General features: G+C 45.8%; 11 protein-coding genes. All 11 read left to right on the top strand.

Features of this window, described 5'->3' with window-relative positions; all coding sequences use genetic code 11:
- The first annotated feature begins 294 nt into the window (after positions 1-294).
- The 11 genes from QE382_RS18705 to QE382_RS18655 all read left to right on the top strand — a co-directional run bounded on the left by QE382_RS18705 (position 295) and on the right by QE382_RS18655 (position 17950).
- Positions 295-3453 (top strand): SusC/RagA family TonB-linked outer membrane protein, encoded by a 3159-nt coding sequence (locus QE382_RS18705; protein WP_307187258.1) that lies wholly within the window; start codon positions 295-297, stop codon positions 3451-3453.
- 45 nt (positions 3454-3498) lie between these two features.
- Positions 3499-4974: a RagB/SusD family nutrient uptake outer membrane protein gene (locus tag QE382_RS18700; protein WP_293886786.1), complete on the top strand. Its 1476-nt coding sequence runs from the start codon at positions 3499-3501 to the stop codon at positions 4972-4974.
- A 19-nt stretch (positions 4975-4993) separates the two neighbouring features.
- Positions 4994-6136, top strand: a complete 1143-nt coding sequence (locus tag QE382_RS18695) for a DUF4859 domain-containing protein (protein WP_307187257.1) — start codon at positions 4994-4996, stop codon at positions 6134-6136.
- Positions 6137-6216: 80 nt separating this feature from the next.
- Positions 6217-7185 (top strand): hypothetical protein, encoded by a 969-nt coding sequence (locus QE382_RS18690; RefSeq protein ID WP_209576230.1) that lies wholly within the window; start codon positions 6217-6219, stop codon positions 7183-7185.
- Positions 7186-7207: 22 nt separating this feature from the next.
- Entirely contained in the window at positions 7208-9067 is a 1860-nt protein-coding gene (locus tag QE382_RS18685; RefSeq protein WP_307187256.1) for a DUF4859 domain-containing protein, read from the top strand.
- A gap of 162 nt (positions 9068-9229) precedes the next feature.
- Positions 9230-9793 carry an RNA polymerase sigma factor gene (locus QE382_RS18680; RefSeq protein WP_307187255.1) on the top strand — a complete coding sequence of 188 codons (564 nt, stop codon included), beginning with the start codon at positions 9230-9232 and terminating at the stop codon, positions 9791-9793.
- Between the two features lie 67 nt (positions 9794-9860).
- On the top strand, positions 9861-10997 hold the full coding sequence (locus QE382_RS18675; protein ID WP_307187254.1) for a FecR family protein: 1137 nt from the start codon (positions 9861-9863) through the stop codon (positions 10995-10997).
- 184 nt (positions 10998-11181) lie between these two features.
- Positions 11182-14763: a SusC/RagA family TonB-linked outer membrane protein gene (locus QE382_RS18670; RefSeq protein ID WP_307187253.1), complete on the top strand. Its 3582-nt coding sequence runs from the start codon at positions 11182-11184 to the stop codon at positions 14761-14763.
- Between the two features lie 12 nt (positions 14764-14775).
- Positions 14776-16239 (top strand): RagB/SusD family nutrient uptake outer membrane protein, encoded by a 1464-nt coding sequence (locus tag QE382_RS18665; RefSeq protein WP_307187252.1) that lies wholly within the window; start codon positions 14776-14778, stop codon positions 16237-16239.
- Between the two features lie 28 nt (positions 16240-16267).
- A complete protein-coding gene (locus QE382_RS18660; RefSeq protein WP_307187251.1) occupies positions 16268-17419 on the top strand; it encodes a thioredoxin-like domain-containing protein in 1152 nt (383 codons plus the stop codon).
- A 75-nt stretch (positions 17420-17494) separates the two neighbouring features.
- Positions 17495-17950, top strand: coding sequence for a GNAT family N-acetyltransferase (locus QE382_RS18655; RefSeq protein ID WP_307187250.1), 456 nt, complete (start codon positions 17495-17497; stop codon positions 17948-17950).
- Positions 17951-18003: the final 53 nt, after the last annotated feature.

Raw genomic sequence — 18003 nt, 5'->3', positions numbered from 1 at the left:
AAGGTATCTATCCATCGCTTAGCTAGACGGATTCGCTGTTTTTATACCCCGTCTGACGCAATTATACCCCCTTGGATCCCAGCTTTTTCTTTTGTTAAAATGTTAGAATGAGTGGGTAAGATCTGACCGAAATCCACTATTTCGAAGTACTATTTTTGTTACAGAAAGAAGAACTAATCAATTTTTAACATGCTGCTACTATCCTTTTTGCGAAAAGGATCGCGTTTGTCCCAGGGATCTAATGTGTGATTGCCAGTATGCTAAACTGAACATCTGCTTAACGAAATTATGACTATGTATGAAAATCTTCCAAAAAAATGCCTAACGGGTATTTTGATGTTGCTGCTGTTGCTATGTCAACAGCTGTATGCGCAACAACAGAGAACGGTCACGGGGATCGTTAAAGACGAAAAAGGCACCCCTCTGCCTGATCTCAGTGTTTTAGAGAAAGGCGTCAGCAATGCGACCAAAACGAGTGCTGATGGAAAATTTACCTTAAAACTGAAATCGGCAAATCCAACCTTGATTTTTAGTTCCCTCGGCTATGTGCGGCAAGAAAAACAGCTGCGTGATGGCGACAACACCATTCAGATTACCATGAAAGAAGATGGGACGGGGCTCGATGAGGTCGTTGTAATGGGCTATCAGGATGTGCAGCGGCGCAAAACGACGGGGGCCATCACTACCGTGAAGGGTAAGGATTTTGAAAATACGCCTTACGCCACCTTCGACGCCATGTTGCAGGGACGTGTGGCGGGTCTGACAGTATTGAGTACATCGGGCGAACCGGGTACCAATAACATCGTCAATATCCGCGGAACGAGCAACCTCGGCTTGGCCGATAATCAGCTGCAGGCCCCCTTGTATGTCATCGACAATATTATTTACGATGTGAGCGATATACAGGCGGCTTACGGAAATGCAAGCCCGTTGCAGGCTATCAATCCCAACGATATCGAATCGGTCGATATCTTAAAAGATGCCTCGGCATCGGCCATCTATGGTGCCCGTGCCGCAAATGGAGTCATCATCATCAAAACCAAACGTCCGGCAGTGGGTAAACCCGAAATCAGGATCTCGGCATACAACGGGGTTTCGAGCCGTCCGGCCATGAAGCCCATCACCGTGGGCGCAGCAGAGCGTCGGCTGAAGATGAATCTGCTTTATCAGGGTGGGGCCTACGACTGGTATTATAACGGCTCGATCAGTCCGATGTTGACAGATAGTTTAAACCCTGCATTTAACAATAATACGGATTGGCAAGGGCTTTTTCTGCAGTCGGCCAACATCAACAATGTCAATATGAGTATCGGTGCCACCATGGAAAAGTTTTTATACCGTTTCTCGGCACAGCGCTACTATGAGCAGGGTGTAATGATGGGCTATGAAAATGAAAACCTGACGCCGCGCCTCATGTTGCAGGCCAATCCGACAGACAATTTTCAGTTTGAGACCAACTTGTTCGCAGGTTTTACAAAAGCAAAACATGGCTCGGGGGACGATACAAAATACCCATTTAGTACCTGGGGCTTTCCTTCGTCTTTCTATCAGATAACCGACGTGGACGAACAGATCTATACGGGGCGCTACGATGGCATGATGGACCGCGATAACTCGTTCAGCCTGAATGGTAACTTTGCCGGAACGCTTAAAAAGTTTCTGATCAATGGCTTGACCCTGCGCTCGCAGTTTTCGTTCAATGTCAACAACAATACGCGCGACCTTTTTCGTCCCAAACTGCTGACAGGCAATAGAAACTTTGTTCAGAATTGGGTGAACCAAAATAAACGCTGGGAATGGGAAACCTATTTTAACTACATCAAGAGCATTCGCGATACGCATAATTTTAGTGCCGTGTTGGGTACCGGTATTGAACGCAATACGTCCAATGCAAACTATATGTATGGCTATAACGACAATGGGAATTATGTAAAAACCGTAACGGGTATCCCTTCTGGACCCGATCTTTATGCCACCACTTCCATCAATGAGCGCTCGCGTGTATCGGTATTCGGTCGTTTTGGGTACGATTACAAAGACAAGTACCTGCTTTCTGCCAGTTACCGGATGGATGCTTCGTCGCGTTACAGCAAGGACAACCGCTGGGGTATTTTTCCGTCAATATCTGCCGGCTGGGTGCTTTCGCAAGAGCCCTTTTTCCAGGGGGTGAAAAATGCCATATCCTTTTTCAAAATTAGGGGTAGCTATGGCGTTACCGGACGTGACCCGGGCTCATACTACGCGCGCTATACCGGGCTGACTTTTGATGCCTCATACGCTGGCTCGGTATTGGAAAATGGTATTGGTGGTTCGGTACTCTCCTATAATGGCAAGCCTACTGTAGCGCCTAATTATGGCGCGGCAGCAACCTCGCCGACGATCCGATGGGAGCGCTCGCCGCAATTTAACGCCGGTTTTGATATGAACCTCCTGCACGATCGCGTTACCGTGACTGCCGATTTTTATGTGCGCGACTCCAAACAGCTGGTTTACGATCTGAACATGCCATTGACCTCAGGATACAGCACGGTTTCCAACAATTTTATCAGTGTGAGAAACAGTGGGGTAGAAATGACGCTTATCTCACGCAATATGGCTCCGTCGTCGGAGTTCCAGTGGACCACCAATTTCAATATTGCTTACAATAAAAACTATGTCACCAGCCTCCCTGGCGGTGGGCAGGAAATACAAGTGGGACCGGTATGGATGCAACGTGCACTGAACGTAGGTCAGCCTATTTTCCCGTTTAAAGTATGGGATGTGGATGGAGTATATGCGACCACTGCAGATGTACCTGTAGATCCTTTGACAGGAAAAAGACTCACGCATTTTAGGAAGGATTTATATCAGGCCGGCGATCCGCGCCGCCGGGATGTGAATGGAGATTACACCATCGACCACAACGACAAAATTGATATGGGAAATCCGAATCCTGACCTCGTAGGCGGATTTATCAACCAGTTTTCTTACAAGAATTTTAGCTTATCCACACTGGTGAGCTTTGTGTTTGGACGCTCATTATGGAACGGTTATATGTCGGACAAATTGCAGGATGCGGGTTCATCCAACCTGTATTCGACCTGGGGTACCAATTCGGCCATTGCTGGCGATTTTAACCCCAGCGACTTCTGGATGAAAGATGGGGATCAGACCAAATACCCATCGCTGTTTCACAATACGGTCGACAATTGGCACATCGCCAACAGCACATTTGTGGAAAATGCCAGTTTTGTACGCCTCAAAAATATTCAGCTGAGCTATATGTTCCCACAGGCCATCATAAAGAAGCTTAAATTGAAAATGCTCCGCGTGTACGGGGTGGTGGATAATGTGGCTGTTAAGTCTTGGTCGACGGTGCCAGATCCTGAAGCGGTGGAAGCCAACGGTTATTCAACGGGTAACGGATATCCGATCCCTAAGAAATGGACTATAGGCCTGGATGTTACCTTTTAATCGTGTCAGTTCCATCGCATAACGGTGGCTTAAAATTAATTAGAGATGAAAAGAAAAATATTGTTTTTAGTGCTGAGTGCTTTCATGTATCTCGCTTCGGGCTGCTCCAAGTTTCTGGACATTGAGCCTGTGAGTTCGGCAACAGATGAGAACTTCTGGAAAACGCAGGAAGATGCCAATAGTGCAACCAATGCCATGTATGCGCTGCTGCGGAAGGCCCTAAATCAGGGTAATGGGATGGCCTATTATGTATATGGCGATCTACTGTCGGACGAAATATCTTCTTCGACCGATGTCGATATTAATCCGCTTGTAAATATGCAGCTCAATATATCCGTACCGGCGTTGGAAACTTGGCGGCCCGTGTATCAGCTGCGGCGCTATGATATCTTTTATCAGGTCATAGACCAGGCCAACCGCGTGATCCAAAGGCTGCCCAAGATGGATGAAAATGTTTTTAACGACGTGTCGGTACGCGATTATTACATCGGCGAAGCTTATTTTGTGCGCGCATTTGCTTATTTCTATATGGCGCGGGTATGGGGTACGGTGCCCATCATAACCGAATCTGTAGCGCCGATCGATGCGGTCAATCTGCCTGCCCGAAAAGAGAGCGATGTGCTGGATCAGAGTCAGGCAGATTTAACCAAGGCACTAACGTTATTGAAATGGAGCAATATCGACCAAAATGATTTTGCAACGCGTGCAAATACGGGTGCAGCACTTGCCCTACAGGCGCACCTGAGTGCCTGGAGAGGCGAATACGCCGATTGCATAGCGGCGGCTAAATCGGTACTGGAAAGTGGCGAATATTCGTTTGTGGGACGGGACAGCCTCAACTACCGCGGTATCTATCAGGGAAAATCCAATGAAGGTATCTTCGAGATCGCCCAGAATGGTGAAAACGAAGGGACTAATAGGGGGATAGGGTACTATTCACTGGCGGGACCTTATTTTCGGAATTTTACAGATCCGATGTTAAGAATCAGTCAGGATTACCTGAAAACGCTTTTTAAAGACAGTAACGACAAGCGCTTTAAAAGTGTATTCGATGTGGCTTATAGCGGTAACTATGCATTGTGTACAAAATATGCAAATGTAAAGTACTCGGGTAATACCTCAAATTACAATGCCATATTTAAAAATAACATCATCATCTTTCGGTATTCAGACATCAAGCTGCTGATGGCGGAGGGACTGGCCGCAACGGGCAAAAACAGTGCTGCTGAAAGTATCTTGAATGAGATCCGGACGCAAGCAGGACTGCAGGTCTATAAAAACGAAGAACCGCTTAAAGAGGCCATCTTTAGTGAACGAGCGCGCGAACTGTTTTTGGAAGGCCATCGCTATTACGATCTGGTGCGGTTATACAAGAATTTTAACATCTATAAATTTCCGGAGAGTAAAATGAACCAGGCGCAGTTTAATGCGAAGAAATACTTTTGGCCTTTTGACCCTTCGTTATTGTCGGCCAATCCTGCACTCATTCAGACACCATACTGGAGCACTGTCAATATGTAAACCACTAAACTTGAAAAAAATGAAAACCTTATATCGATTAGCGTTGCTGCTGGCTTTTGGACTGACAGTGATCGGTTGCAAGAAAGCGGCTTATCTGACAGACGACGGTCTCCATAAAGCTGAAGTCAATCTGTCTACTTACGACTACCTGGCCGCTCATCCCGCTGGGATGTTCGATACCTTGTTGCTGGTGATCGACCATTTTAAACTGAAGGATGAAATTAACAAAGCCAAAACGTTTTGGGCGCCCTCGGATTATTCGGTCAATCGCTATTTTAAGCAAAAGGCAGACTCGGTAAAGTTTGTGGATGAAAATGCGCAATATTCTTTTGACCAGTTTCTAAGCGAGATTCCAATAGATTCCGTCAGGGCATACATCTACAACGATGCGCCTTACGATCTGGCAACGGCCAGCACCGCGTATACGGCAATCAAGAATGCATCCAATATAAGTGGATTTGTCTACCATAGGCAGAAGCAACCCAAACCCCTTTGGTCTTCGGGGCCCGTCTATAATTTATACTACGTCAAAATACGGGGTGAAGCGGATCAGATCAGTCCCGACGGTATCGTTACCGTAAAAGAAGATGACATGGCCGATATGCGGGTATACTGTCAGACAACAGGCATAAAAACAGCCTCGGGCACCACGCTGAATATATTGGCCAACACCCATACGTTTGTCGGTGATTTTACGCCACGTATCCTCACAGGGCCTAAAATTGTGGAAGCGGGTTCTACGCTTACCTTTAATTACGACTTGAGCATCAAATATGATGCAGCGGGCTACACAGGTACCACAGTGAATGTGCTGCTTCCGCGCTTAGCGCGTTTTTATGGTGTGGAAAGTGGGGCAATACCTGCGCTGATAGGTAAAGATATCACCTACTACGCCGTGCAGCCCGATGGTACACTAAATGCAAACAGTACGGCCAACGCACCGGGGCACTGGTTTGACGCCAGTGGCAAAACCTGCTCGTGGGGCAAAGATGCGCGCATTGTATCGGAACTGGCAACCGCAACAATGACCTTTAATATTTTGCAGTATCCGGGACAAACAACAGTGGGAAGTACCTACACGGTCCGCCAATCGCTGGTGTACAAGTCCAAAACTAAAGGCGATTTGAATGCTGTTTTTGTATTCAACATTAAGATCAAATAAATTATGAACCCAGCTAGGTTGATTCCGCATTGCTTCGGAATCAACCGGGTGGTTCTGTCACAAATGAAAAAATAAAACAGATGAAAAAACGAAGTTTTATCATAGGCATAGCGGGATTATCGGTGTTGGTATTGAATTCCTGCAAGAGTGACCAAGTCGGTTATTTAAATGAAAATTTGCGTTATAATGTGGAAAACCTGCAGGTCAACCAGGGGGCTGTGGTATACACGGATGCCATTGTGGCCAATGGAAGCACCACGCCGCTGACCGTGAATCTGCTGGCGGTACGAAACAAGGAGACGGGTGAGGTGACCACAGAGTTTACTAAAGAGCATGAGATATCCACCTACCTTGCCGAGGTTACCTGGCGGGATACCACCCTCGATCAATTAAATGCGAAAATTGGGAAGGCTAAATATCCACCGATGATGCTCAACGCGACGGGAGGCCGGGTAGGATTTACACAGGCAACCCAATTTGTGACCCCGGGGCAGTACACGATCGATGTGGAGGTGAGCAATGTTGCCGGACAGAAAAAATTTAAGAGTATCCTCGATTTTAATATCATCGGTGCTAAAAAGGAGGATATTTTATTTAAGTCGTGCACAAGTTCGGACTACGGTGCCGAGGCCAATTTTTTACCCTATACAGACTATGAGATCAGCGTAGAGCACCAGCCAGAAGGGGAAAACAAAATCATCTACGTATGGGAAGATAAAAACGGCAAGCCATTCAACCCCAAAAAAGGGGAGGTCATCAAGCGTGGCGACCGGCCTACATTTAAAAATTGGTCGCCTTACTATCCGGAGGAAGTTACTGAGACGGGCCTGGTGTATCGCTACCCGAATGTTTCGGGCTTGGTATATCCCATCATGAATGGTACCTATGTGGGCACGCAATTTTGGTCGGGCGATCCCATTTCTTATTATCGTATTGTGGGTACGGCGAACAGCTTGGGGCGTAACCTCAATCCCGTATCGACCATCAAATACTACAGAAGCGGTACCTATACCGTGCGCTTCCGTTTTTTGACCATCACACACAGTTGATCTCTACCTATAAATAGTTCAAATGATGAAAAGTATAAAATTGAATAGACTGCTGCTGACACTGGTCTCAGCATTGGTGTTAGTTTCGCTGGGATGCAGCAAAAAAGAGGTAGAACCTCCTGTCGAAGAGGAGACGACCACCCCGCCCACGCCCGTAGGGACAGATTCGTTGATGATCTATAAGCCCAAAGAATTTGCGGGGATGGACTATAACGATAAGGGCAGTAAATGGTCCTACTCGCGCAGCCGCCAGTCGGAGCATTTTATCGTCTTTTGGGAACCGAGTTATGGAAAGAATGATCCCAATGCGAGCGCTGTACCGGAAGAATATCGGGTGGATATTGATGATCTTTTGGCCAAAGCTGAGCAATTCTACGCATTAAATGTCAATATCCTGAAGTTTGCAGAACGCAAGGTCAACCGATCCAATCTGGATAAGTACAAGATGATGATTTTTGTACATTACACGACCGAATGGATGGCCTATGGCGGCGGTTACGACGATCTGATCGGGGCATTGTGGATCAATCCGGCCACCTGTAAGCCGGTGGGTTCCGTCATTGCGCACGAGATCGGGCACAGTTTTCAGTACCAGGTATTTGCTGATCTGAAAGGCGGCCATGGCTTTCGTTACGGCTATGGCGGAACGAGCGGGAATGGGTTTTGGGAGCAGACCGCGCAATGGCAGGCCTATCAGACCTATCCGGATCAAGCGTTCTCAGGCCACGATTTTACCGTCTATACAGAAAATTACTTTCGCCATATTCACCACGAGAAATATCGCTATGCCAGCTATTTTATTCATTGGTATTGGACCAGCAAACATGGCATCGATATGATCGGCCGTATCTGGCGCGAGGCGTTAAAACCCGAAGATCCCGTGCAGGCTTACATGCGTATCACGGGTATCGATGTGAAGCAGTTCAACAATGAGATCTACGACGCGGCCACCCGCTTTGTGACCTGGGACCTGAACAGCATCCGGGATTATGGAAAAAATTATATCGGTAAGCTGACAACCAAATTTACGCGGCAGTCCAATGGAAGTCTTCGCGTCACTTACGATCGCTGTCCGGGTACGACGGGGTATAATGTGATTCCGCTGGACGTACCTGCCGTGGGAACAAAGGTTTCGGTAGCTTTTAAAGGCTTGCCAAACGCTGCCGGGTTCAACGCGGTGGATGCCAGTCGTGCAGGATGGCGCTACGGCTATGTGGCCTTGCTGAAAGATGGTACGCGGGTATACGGTGATCGGATGGAGGGTACAGAGAATACAGCAACCTTTACTGTTCCGGCCAATTGCAGCAAACTCTGGTTTGTCGTCACGGGCGCTCCATCGGTTTACCAGCCGCATGCCTGGGATGATAACGACAGCAACGATGAGCAATGGCCTTACGAAATCAACATTCAGGGTACAAACGCTACCGGATACAATGCGGTGAGCAGTCAGCCCAAAGATATCGCACTCAGTTATGATGTCAGCTTTGCTGCCGATGCGAAGAACTATTCGGGTACACAAGTAAGTGTCAACGCCGCCCAGCTAGGGGAGGCCTTTGGCATAGCTTCGGCAGACCTGGCGGGTTTGATGAGCAGCGGCAAAATTAAATTCTATGCGGTAGAGCCAAATGGAAGCTTAAATCCCAACATGACGGCTACGGGCTACGGACATTGGTTTACGCCTGCCGGCGCTGTCACCACATGGGGGGCCACGGCGGGTTTGTTTTCGGAATTTAATGCCAGTACGCTAACGTTCTCGATCGGACAATATCCGGCGGTGCTGGCGGCAGGAAAGAAATATACCGTTAAGCAGGCCATGGTATATACCTACGAGGGTACGAAAACCGTGCAGGCCACCTTCACATTTAATGTGACTATCAATTAAGAGTATGTTAAAACCACGAGATCAGGTGGTGGTTCATATGTTTATGTTTAGTTTAAGCCACGTCGGGAGATGTGGCTTTTTTCGCAGCCAATGAATTCATAATGGGAGAATTTGTAATTTGTCAATTTTAATGTAAGTTTGATTTCAGGTTCTGAATAACAGATGTATTGCTACGCAGATTTATCGGATAAAGAGTTGATTGCGCTTGTTTTAGAAAAAGATGAACAAGCGTTTGGCGTGCTATATGAGCGATATTTTCCGCTGTTATTTATTTATGCCCGCAAAATCATAGCCGATGAAGAGGTGGTAAAGGATCTTCTTCAGGACGTATTTGTGTCCCTCTGGTCAAAGACTCCGTTAGCAATAAATAGAAGTTTTTCTTCTTACATCTATGCGGCTGTGCGGTTCCAGCTATTTGACTACATGGACAAGCAGAAAGTGAGAAAGGGCTATGCCGATTCACTACAATATTTTTTGGATCAGGGCGAATACTCGACCGACAACTACCTCCTCGAAAAAGAATTGCAACAGCAGATCGAAAAAGAAATCATGAATCTTCCACCTCAGATGCGGGAAATATTTATCCTGAGCCGTCAGGAAGAAAAAAGCTATGAAGAAATTGCAAAACAACGCAATGTTTCACTAAACACGGTTCGCAAGCAGGTGAGTAATGCCTTGAAAATCATGCGTTCAAAATTAACCTTGCTGTTTTTTACTTTTTTTTAAATTTCATCTACTACTTTTCTCCGCGTTAACCTACCTATAACAAAACAACGTATTAACCTTTGTTATCATGGAGCGTAAAAACGCAAAAGAAATTCTTGAACGTTACCGTTTGGGCACCTGTTCTGAAGAAGAGAAATCCTGGGTTGAAACCTGGCATCTTCAACAGCTTAAGGAAAGCCAATATACGGCCAATGTAGCGGATATAAAGCGTATACAAGACGAGGTGAAGAGCAGAATTGAGGTCAATATCTACGATAATGTCAAACGGATAAGAAGGAAGAATCAGCTGTTTAAAATAAGTGCAGTTGCAGCGTCTTTAATCTTCGTATTGGGCGTCAGCTATTTCTTTAGTAGAGAGTCTACTAAGGAACCTATAGCGCACCCGGTTTGGCAGCAGGCTGATATTCAGCCGGGAGGTCATAAAGCTGTTTTGTTGAGCGGTGATGGGAGCGCTATCCAGTTAAGTGAGCGCCGGAATACCATCATCGTAGGGGCACAGATCAGGTATGCTGACGGTGCAGAATTGCTTCAGGGTGACCCTACTTCTTCCTTATCCGAAGCGCCCACAGTTCATACCCTACAAACCCCCAAGACGGGAACATACAATATCGTACTGGCAGACGGTACAAAGGTATGGCTTAATGCCTATTCCTCCTTAAAATTTCCATCCAGATTTGAAGGCAAGGAGCGCGTGGTAGAATTGGCTGGTGAAGCCTATTTTGAAGTCGCCCACAATAAAAAACAACCCTTTAAAGTACGCAGTCAACAGCAAACCATAGAGGTGCTGGGTACACATTTCAATCTATCTGCTTACACATCCGAAGCCACCGTAACTACACTTTTAGAAGGTGCTGTCAAAGTAAATAATGTTGATGACAGCAAGTCGGTTTTGCTAAAGCCTGGTCAACAAAGTATCGTTAAGGAAGATACGAAACAGATCCAGCTCGCCCAGAGCAATACCGAGCATGCGGTAGCCTGGAAGAATGGCTACTTTAATTTCGATAATGAAACCTTAGGCAGCATCCTCAATAAGATAGCGCGCTGGTACGATGTGGAATTTACCTATGAAAAGACACCGTCCAATAAGACGTATATTGGTGCCGTATCCCGATCGCGCAACCTCTCCGCCGTACTGCGTGCATTGGAGGCCGCCGCTGATGTTAAATTTAAACGAACGGGACGAAAAATCACCGTCACCCCCTAGATCAACAGAATAATAACTAAACCTATCGAAAAACCAACATCATGAAACACCCGCCCTAGTGAAAAACTAAAAATTGCGTCACAAAAAAAACCGAATGTGCTGCGAACACATCCGGTCAATTTTTGGGTCCCAATCATTAATTCCAACAACTAACAATAGCATCTAACCCAAATTACTCAAATGTATGAATTTTTACCTTGAAAAATGGAGGGGGACTCCTGTCTATATCCTCTATAAAACGCTCGTCGTGATGAAACTTATTCTTGTGCTGCTGACATTTGGCCTGTGTCAGGTATATGCAAGTGGCTTTGCTCAAAAAATAACGCTAAAGGAAAAAAATGCTTCTTTAGAACTTATTATCAATAAAATCCGTCAACAAAGTGGTTACGATTTTATTGGCGATGCTGCACTAATCAAAAAAGTCAATGGTCTCAGCCTCACCGTAAAAGACGCGCCGCTGGTTGACGTCCTAAATCAGCTCTTCAAAAATACCAACATTACGTATCGAATTGATACCGATATTATCGCATTAAAGCCAAAGACTGAGGTGATGACCGCTAATCAGCAAATCGTCATCAGCGGCAGAGTGGTCAATGAGCGGGGTGAAAGTCTATCGGATGCCTCTGTGCGCGTAATCCACAGCGAGGTGATGACAAAAACGGATAAAGACGGCTCATTCAGCCTACGGGTATCCGATAAAGAGGCAATGATTTTGGTTTCTTACGTGGGTTATGAACCCCTCACGCTCAAAGCCAAAGAATCCATGGGGCTAATCCAGCTTACGGCAAGTTTGTCAACACTGGAAGGTGTCGATATCACGGTGAGTACAGGTTATCAGACGATTTCGAAAGAGCGTGCTACAGGGGCCTTCAGCCAGGTCGGGCAATCGGTATTGGCCAGGCGTCCTGCATCCAACCTTTCCAGTGCACTGCAAGGTACGGTAGCGGGTATGCAAGCCAAGGAAAATGAAGACGGTAGTGTAGACTTTCTGATCCGGGGCAATAGCACCCTATATGCCGATAGTAAACCACTGGTCGTGGTGGATGGTTTCCCCATATCGAGTAGCAACTTCTCGGATATCAATCCCAATGACGTCGAATCTGTCACTGTACTGAAAGACGCCGCTGCGGCATCCATCTGGGGAGCACGTGCCGCCAATGGCGTTATTGTTATTGTCACCAAAAAAGCTAAAACCGACAATAAACTTATCATCCAGGGGAGTGCATTTTCCAGGATAGCGCGAAGACCAGACCTAAATTACATCCTTACACAAGCCAATTCGGCCGATCATGTTGCCTACGAACGTAAGGCGTATGAAAACAACTGGGCCTTTTATCCCTATGCGAATTCGTTTGGTGACATAGCGAACTCATTGACATTAGCGCAGGAAGCATTATATGCCAATCAATACGGTAAAATGTCTACAGCCGACATGAACGCCGAACTAGACCGATTGAGCAAAATTGATAATCGCGGGCAGCTTCGGGATTTGCTCACGCAAAATGCCCTACTGAATCAATACAATATCAATCTGCAAGCCGGCAATCAGCGTGTACGGAACTACACCTCTGTTCTCTATGAAAAAAACAAAGGTGCCTTTCAGAAAAACGGTTATGACCGTTTTAATTTGAATTTCAACAATGATTTTAAGATAACCTCGTTTTTGCAGTTTAACTTAGGCGCCAACCTACAGTATAAAAAACAGCAATACGGAGGGGCTACCCTTGAGGAGATCGCGCAATTATCGCCTTATGAACTGCTCTTGAACGAAGATGGTAGTTATGGGGTCAATCTAAAAACCTACAACCGTGAACAGCTTAGTCTGATTCCGACTGAAAAATTCACTTATGCCGACTGGTCGTACAACTTATTGCGCGAAGTGCGTGGCCGAGAGTTTACTGACGAGCGTATCAATGCCCGTATACAGACGGGCCTTACCCTCAAGATCATTCCAGGGCTTACCTTCGATACCAAATTCCAATACGAGCGCAATAAGATAGACCGGCAGCGTATGTATGATGAAAGTACCTTCTATGTACGCAGTCTGGTGAATAGAAAAACGCAGTATGACGATGATACAAAGACCGTAGGTAAAGCTTATATCCCCAAAGGCGGAATTTTGAGACGTGGCATTAGACAATATGAAGATGGCTCCAATGACGAGGAATTGGGGGCGGAGGATATACAAAGTTTTGTCTTTAGGAACCAATTGAACTTCGACCGGACGTTCGGTGCCGATCATCAGATCTCGGCCATTGCCGGTATTGAAGTGTCGCAATACTTGACTAACGGAACCATCAATCCGACCGTGTACGGCTATTACAAAGACAAGCTTCAGGCGACTACACCACCTTACGGTTATGGTAGTTCGGTAGACCAATTTACCGATTTTGAAGGTTACCCGACCACGATTCCAGGCGGTAATACAACGTTTAAGTGGCAAAAAAACAAATTTGTGTCACTTTACGGAAATGCAGCTTACACCTACCTGAGCCGCTATACGGTGTCTGGAAGTATACGAAGTGATGCCTCGAATTTCATCACAGACGATCCCAAACTACGGTGGTCACCATTATGGTCAATAGGAGCTAAATGGAATGTCGCGAAGGAAAAATTTATGACTTCGCAAGAAGGTATAGACCGACTTGAAATGCGCCTGACCTATGGTAAAAATGGGAATATGGAAAATTCGACCTCCACAGCGACATTACTCAATGTAGGTGGCAGTCTAAATACATCAACAGGCACCATTACCGCAACCATTGCTGATAATGGTAATCCTAGCCTACGTTGGGAAAAGACAGCGTCAACCAACCTTGGAGCCGACTTCTCCCTATATAAGGGCCTGCTATTTGGTTCGTTGGATCTATACCGCAAAAAGGGCTCTGGAATCATTGGGCAGATCGCATTGCCTACAGCAACTGGAACACAAATCCAAAAATTCAATAATGCCGAAATCACCAATAAAGGGTTCGAAATTGCACTGGGTACGCGTGTCGAAGTAAGCAAAAACATACTTTATCAGACGAATATCAATTATGCTTTTAACGCAAATAATATAGACCAGCTCTATAACCCCTCATTGTATACTTACCAAATGATCAATGGGGCTTTTGTTGAAGGCCGCCCCGTAGGTTCTATTTATGCTTTTGACTACGTCGGTATGATCAATGGAGTACCGCATGTCGCCGGACCGAACAATAGTCAGCAGAGTTTCAATGATGTGTCCCTGTACAATCGAGGTTTGGGACTTCCATTCCTACATTACATGGGTACTAGCGTACCACCACATACACTCGGCTGGACCAATACGTTACAACTCGGTAATTTTAACATCATGTGTATCCTATTGGGCAAGATGGGTGGTGTATACCGTAATCCTGTATTTAACTATGCAGCACTCGTAGGGTCTGATAAGACTTTTGTCAACAAATATGTGAATGAAGTGCTGGCGGGGAATCCTAATATTCCAGGATTTGCACTTCCTGATGAGCCTAACCTCTACCTTTGGGATCGCTACAGTGAGGCGCTAAGCAGCCAGGTGGAAAAGTCGTCCTATATCGAGTTAAAAGAACTTAGTTTGGGATACAAGTTGTCTAACCGGTGGACAGAAGCCATCCGATTAAACCATGTCAATCTATTTGTACAGGCGCGTGACCTTGGCCTGATCTGGCATGCCAATGCGAAAGGGTACAATCCCGATTGGCTACCAGGTACGATGCGACCTGCACAGAGCTATACATTCGGTATTAATTTTCAATTTTAATAACAGAAAAACATGAGAGTGTTCCTATATATCGGGTTTGCCGCTGCCATACTGACGACCGCAAGCTGCAAAAAATACCTATCCGAAGAGCCCAAGAAACAGGCTAGTATCAAAACCGTGGAGCAGTTAGAAGCTTTGGTCAATAATGCTACCGAGTTTTCGAAAGAAACTAACTTTACGGCTACCTATTCGACCGACGATACGGAGATCAGCAAGGAGCTGTACAAAAATAACGTCACGGCTTTTACAGTCAATAGTCTTCAGCGTTATGTGTCATCTACAGCGGGTATTGAAAACCTCGCTACTGACGAGCTGTGGACTGGAGAATTCAAAAAGATTTTCACCGCAAATGTCATTTTAAAAAACATCGACCTGGTTAGCGGTGATGAAGCCAGTCGCCGAAGGGTTAAAGCGGATGCCCATTTTATCCGCGCGATGTCTTATTGGATCCTGGTCAATAATTATTGTGCGCCTTATGCTGCGGCGAATATGAATAGTTTAGGACTGCCGTTAAAGCGTACCGTAGATTACGAAGAATCGCTGAAACGGGCTACACTTCAGGAAACTTACGATTTCATTCTGGCAGATATCGAAGCAGCAAAGAAAGTGGCTGAAGTCGATGTCGATCCTAGAAAGACCTGGCGGGTAAGCCAGAAAGCTATTTCAGCTTTCATGAGCCGGTACTATTTATTTACGGGTGACTACGATAAGAGCTTAGCCGAATCAAACAAGGCACTGGAGTCGGCTACCGTAAGTTTAGTGGACTATAATACCATACTTCCGGGCAGAAGTGTCTCCTACAGCAATCCAGCGGCAACGCTCCGGTACAGTCAATTAAACGACTGGAATGCCGCGAAATATCTCTATTGGAGCGAGCTCTACTACAGCCGTTATCAATATACCGGTGAACAATGGTATTTGCCCAGTAGCGCACTGGTAGCGCTGTACGATCAGACCAACGATCTCCGTTACAAGCATCTGATGATTCCGAATGGCGGCCGGCGTTTCAATGTCGTGACACCAGCTGCGTATCGGTACACCATGTTTACCGACGGTAGCATCTTAGTTTCAGGTCCGACGAGAGCCGAGATGCTTCTTAATAAAGCCGAGGTGCTGGCCCGTCAGGGAGATGTTCAGAATGCCTTATTGGCGGTCAATACCCTACGTCAAAAACGGATGTCCACCTATAGTGCACTTACGGCAGCTAACAAGGATGAAGCGATTAAACAGGTGCTGGCTGAAAGACGCCGTGAACTTCCTTTTGTGATGCGATGGTACGATATACGCCGATTTAGTGTCAACGACTACGCTGCGGATAATATTACCGTAAAGAGAGACTTTTACCAAGTCAATAGAACAGGAGTTGACCTCTCTACACCCCAAATTTATACGCTCGAAAGTAAGCATTTGGTCGTACCGATCAACGGTGTGGAGATCGATGCCAGCAAGGGACAGATCCAGCAGAATCCTTATTAAAACATGAAATACGATTATACATTACGTCATGAAATTCAAAAATATAGTAATCACAATAAGCCTGTTGATAGCGAGCTGCCTATATAGCTTCGGACAGCGCAAAACCTTTACAGTCACTTCCAAAATTGCCGACTTGAAGGACAGTACCTACAACATGACCATCTGGAATGGGTTCTCAGATGTCGTCTTTAAAAAGGGCAGCACTAAAAATGGACAGATATACTATCAGGATACCACTTCCGTACCGCTGATCATACGCCTAACGCTTCCGACCGAATCGCTTTATAAGCGTGTCGACCGAGGGTACATTCCTGTCAAAAGCCAATCCATCTGGTTTGTCGCCATGCCGGGCGGTAAAATATTACTGAAAGGAAAGCTGTCCGATTTTGCTGAAGTATATCCGAGTGGGGATAAAGAAAATGATGTCATCAGTAAACTCAATAAGGGCTATCACCCCTTGTTGAATAAATCGGCAAACATTGAACTGAAACTGGCAAAAGATACAGTAGAAGAAGCGCTCAAAAAGCGTCTTGAAGCCGAACAAGAGCAGATCGATTCCGAAGCCGAAAAATACTTGAAGGACTTTTTAAAGAAAAATATTTCCTCAATAGCTGGCCTGTATTACCTGGAAGATATGCTGATCAGGGAGATTGTGACGATCGACACGGTGGAGGCTCTATTACCTACTGTAGCGAAGGCGTACCAAAGCTCCCCGTTCTATACGATCTTAAAGAACCGTGTGGCGGGAAGTAAATATGATGTAGGCAAGTCCATATTCCAGATAAACACCAGGAATACATATGACGGACAGGTGTTTGACTCCAACAGCTGGAAGGGGAAATTTTACCTCATCGATTTTTGGGGCTCATGGTGTGGCCCATGTATGGCCGATGTCCCTGATCTGAAAAAATTGAGAGACAGCTACCCCGATCAACTGCGTGTGCTGGGCATTGCGTCCGATAAAAATGACAGCTGGCGAAAAGCCATCGAACAGCACAACCTCAACTGGGCGCATATATTGAACGACAAAGGAAGCAACAATTATGTACTGCGTCTGAATGTCACTGGATTTCCAACAAAGATCCTCGTGGATCCTAACGGAACCATCGTATACCGAAGTACCGGCGGCGGAGAAACCTCCTTTGAAAAGATAAGCGAAATTATCAAAAACTGGAAATAAAAGCCAATAACGAAAACGCCTGAACCTAGCAATTCAGGCGTTTATTTGTTACATTCGCATAGCTAAAAGGAACTCATGCAAATCGTTCAATACACACCGGACTTCAGAGAAGATTGTCTTGCAATCTTCAACAGTAACCTGCCTAAATTTTTTGCTGCGGACGAACTGGAACTTTTTGAAAAGTTTTTGGATGCGGTCATTCCGGCTGATTATTACGTCGTTTTAATTGATGGCCGGCCTGTTGCCTGTGGTGGGATATTTTTTGATAACAGAAATAATGAGGCTGGATTGGCCTGGGGTATGGTCAGTGTTTTATATCATAAGAGAGGGATTGGTAAGCTATTGACAGCGTTTAGAATAGCTCTTTTAAAGAAAAGGTATCCCGACAAAATGCTAAAAATTGAAACGTCTCAGCATACGGCGGGCTTTTATGAAAAAAATGGCTTTTCCATTGTTGATATTGTGCCCGACGGCTTTAGTCAAGGAATCGATAAGTATACCATGGAGATGGCTCCCGCAACAGGAAATTAAAGGTGTAGCAATTTGGGCGCAAGCTAGTAATACCACTCAAAAGCGAGCGCCGC

Origin of the sequence: Sphingobacterium zeae, assembly GCF_030818895.1 — a bacterium.
Lineage (GTDB): Bacteria > Bacteroidota > Bacteroidia > Sphingobacteriales > Sphingobacteriaceae > Sphingobacterium > Sphingobacterium zeae.
The sequence above is the reverse complement of the archived record's forward strand: the minus strand, read 5'-3'. Positions and strand labels throughout refer to the sequence as shown.

Excerpts from the sequence above, each read along its gene's own strand:
- QE382_RS18680 (WP_307187255.1), top strand. The coding sequence starts at position 9,230 with ATGTATTGCTACGCAGATTTATCGGATAAAGAGTTGATTGCGCTTGTT.
- QE382_RS18700 (WP_293886786.1), top strand. The coding sequence starts at position 3,499 with ATGAAAAGAAAAATATTGTTTTTAGTGCTGAGTGCTTTCATGTATCTC.
- QE382_RS18655 (WP_307187250.1), top strand. The coding sequence starts at position 17,495 with ATGCAAATCGTTCAATACACACCGGACTTCAGAGAAGATTGTCTTGCA.
- QE382_RS18685 (WP_307187256.1), top strand. The coding sequence starts at position 7,208 with ATGATGAAAAGTATAAAATTGAATAGACTGCTGCTGACACTGGTCTCA.
- QE382_RS18665 (WP_307187252.1), top strand. The coding sequence starts at position 14,776 with ATGAGAGTGTTCCTATATATCGGGTTTGCCGCTGCCATACTGACGACC.
- QE382_RS18690 (WP_209576230.1), top strand. The coding sequence starts at position 6,217 with ATGAAAAAACGAAGTTTTATCATAGGCATAGCGGGATTATCGGTGTTG.
- QE382_RS18695 (WP_307187257.1), top strand. The coding sequence starts at position 4,994 with ATGAAAACCTTATATCGATTAGCGTTGCTGCTGGCTTTTGGACTGACA.
- QE382_RS18675 (WP_307187254.1), top strand. The coding sequence starts at position 9,861 with ATGGAGCGTAAAAACGCAAAAGAAATTCTTGAACGTTACCGTTTGGGC.
- QE382_RS18670 (WP_307187253.1), top strand. The coding sequence starts at position 11,182 with ATGAATTTTTACCTTGAAAAATGGAGGGGGACTCCTGTCTATATCCTC.
- QE382_RS18705 (WP_307187258.1), top strand. The coding sequence starts at position 295 with ATGTATGAAAATCTTCCAAAAAAATGCCTAACGGGTATTTTGATGTTG.
- QE382_RS18660 (WP_307187251.1), top strand. The coding sequence starts at position 16,268 with ATGAAATTCAAAAATATAGTAATCACAATAAGCCTGTTGATAGCGAGC.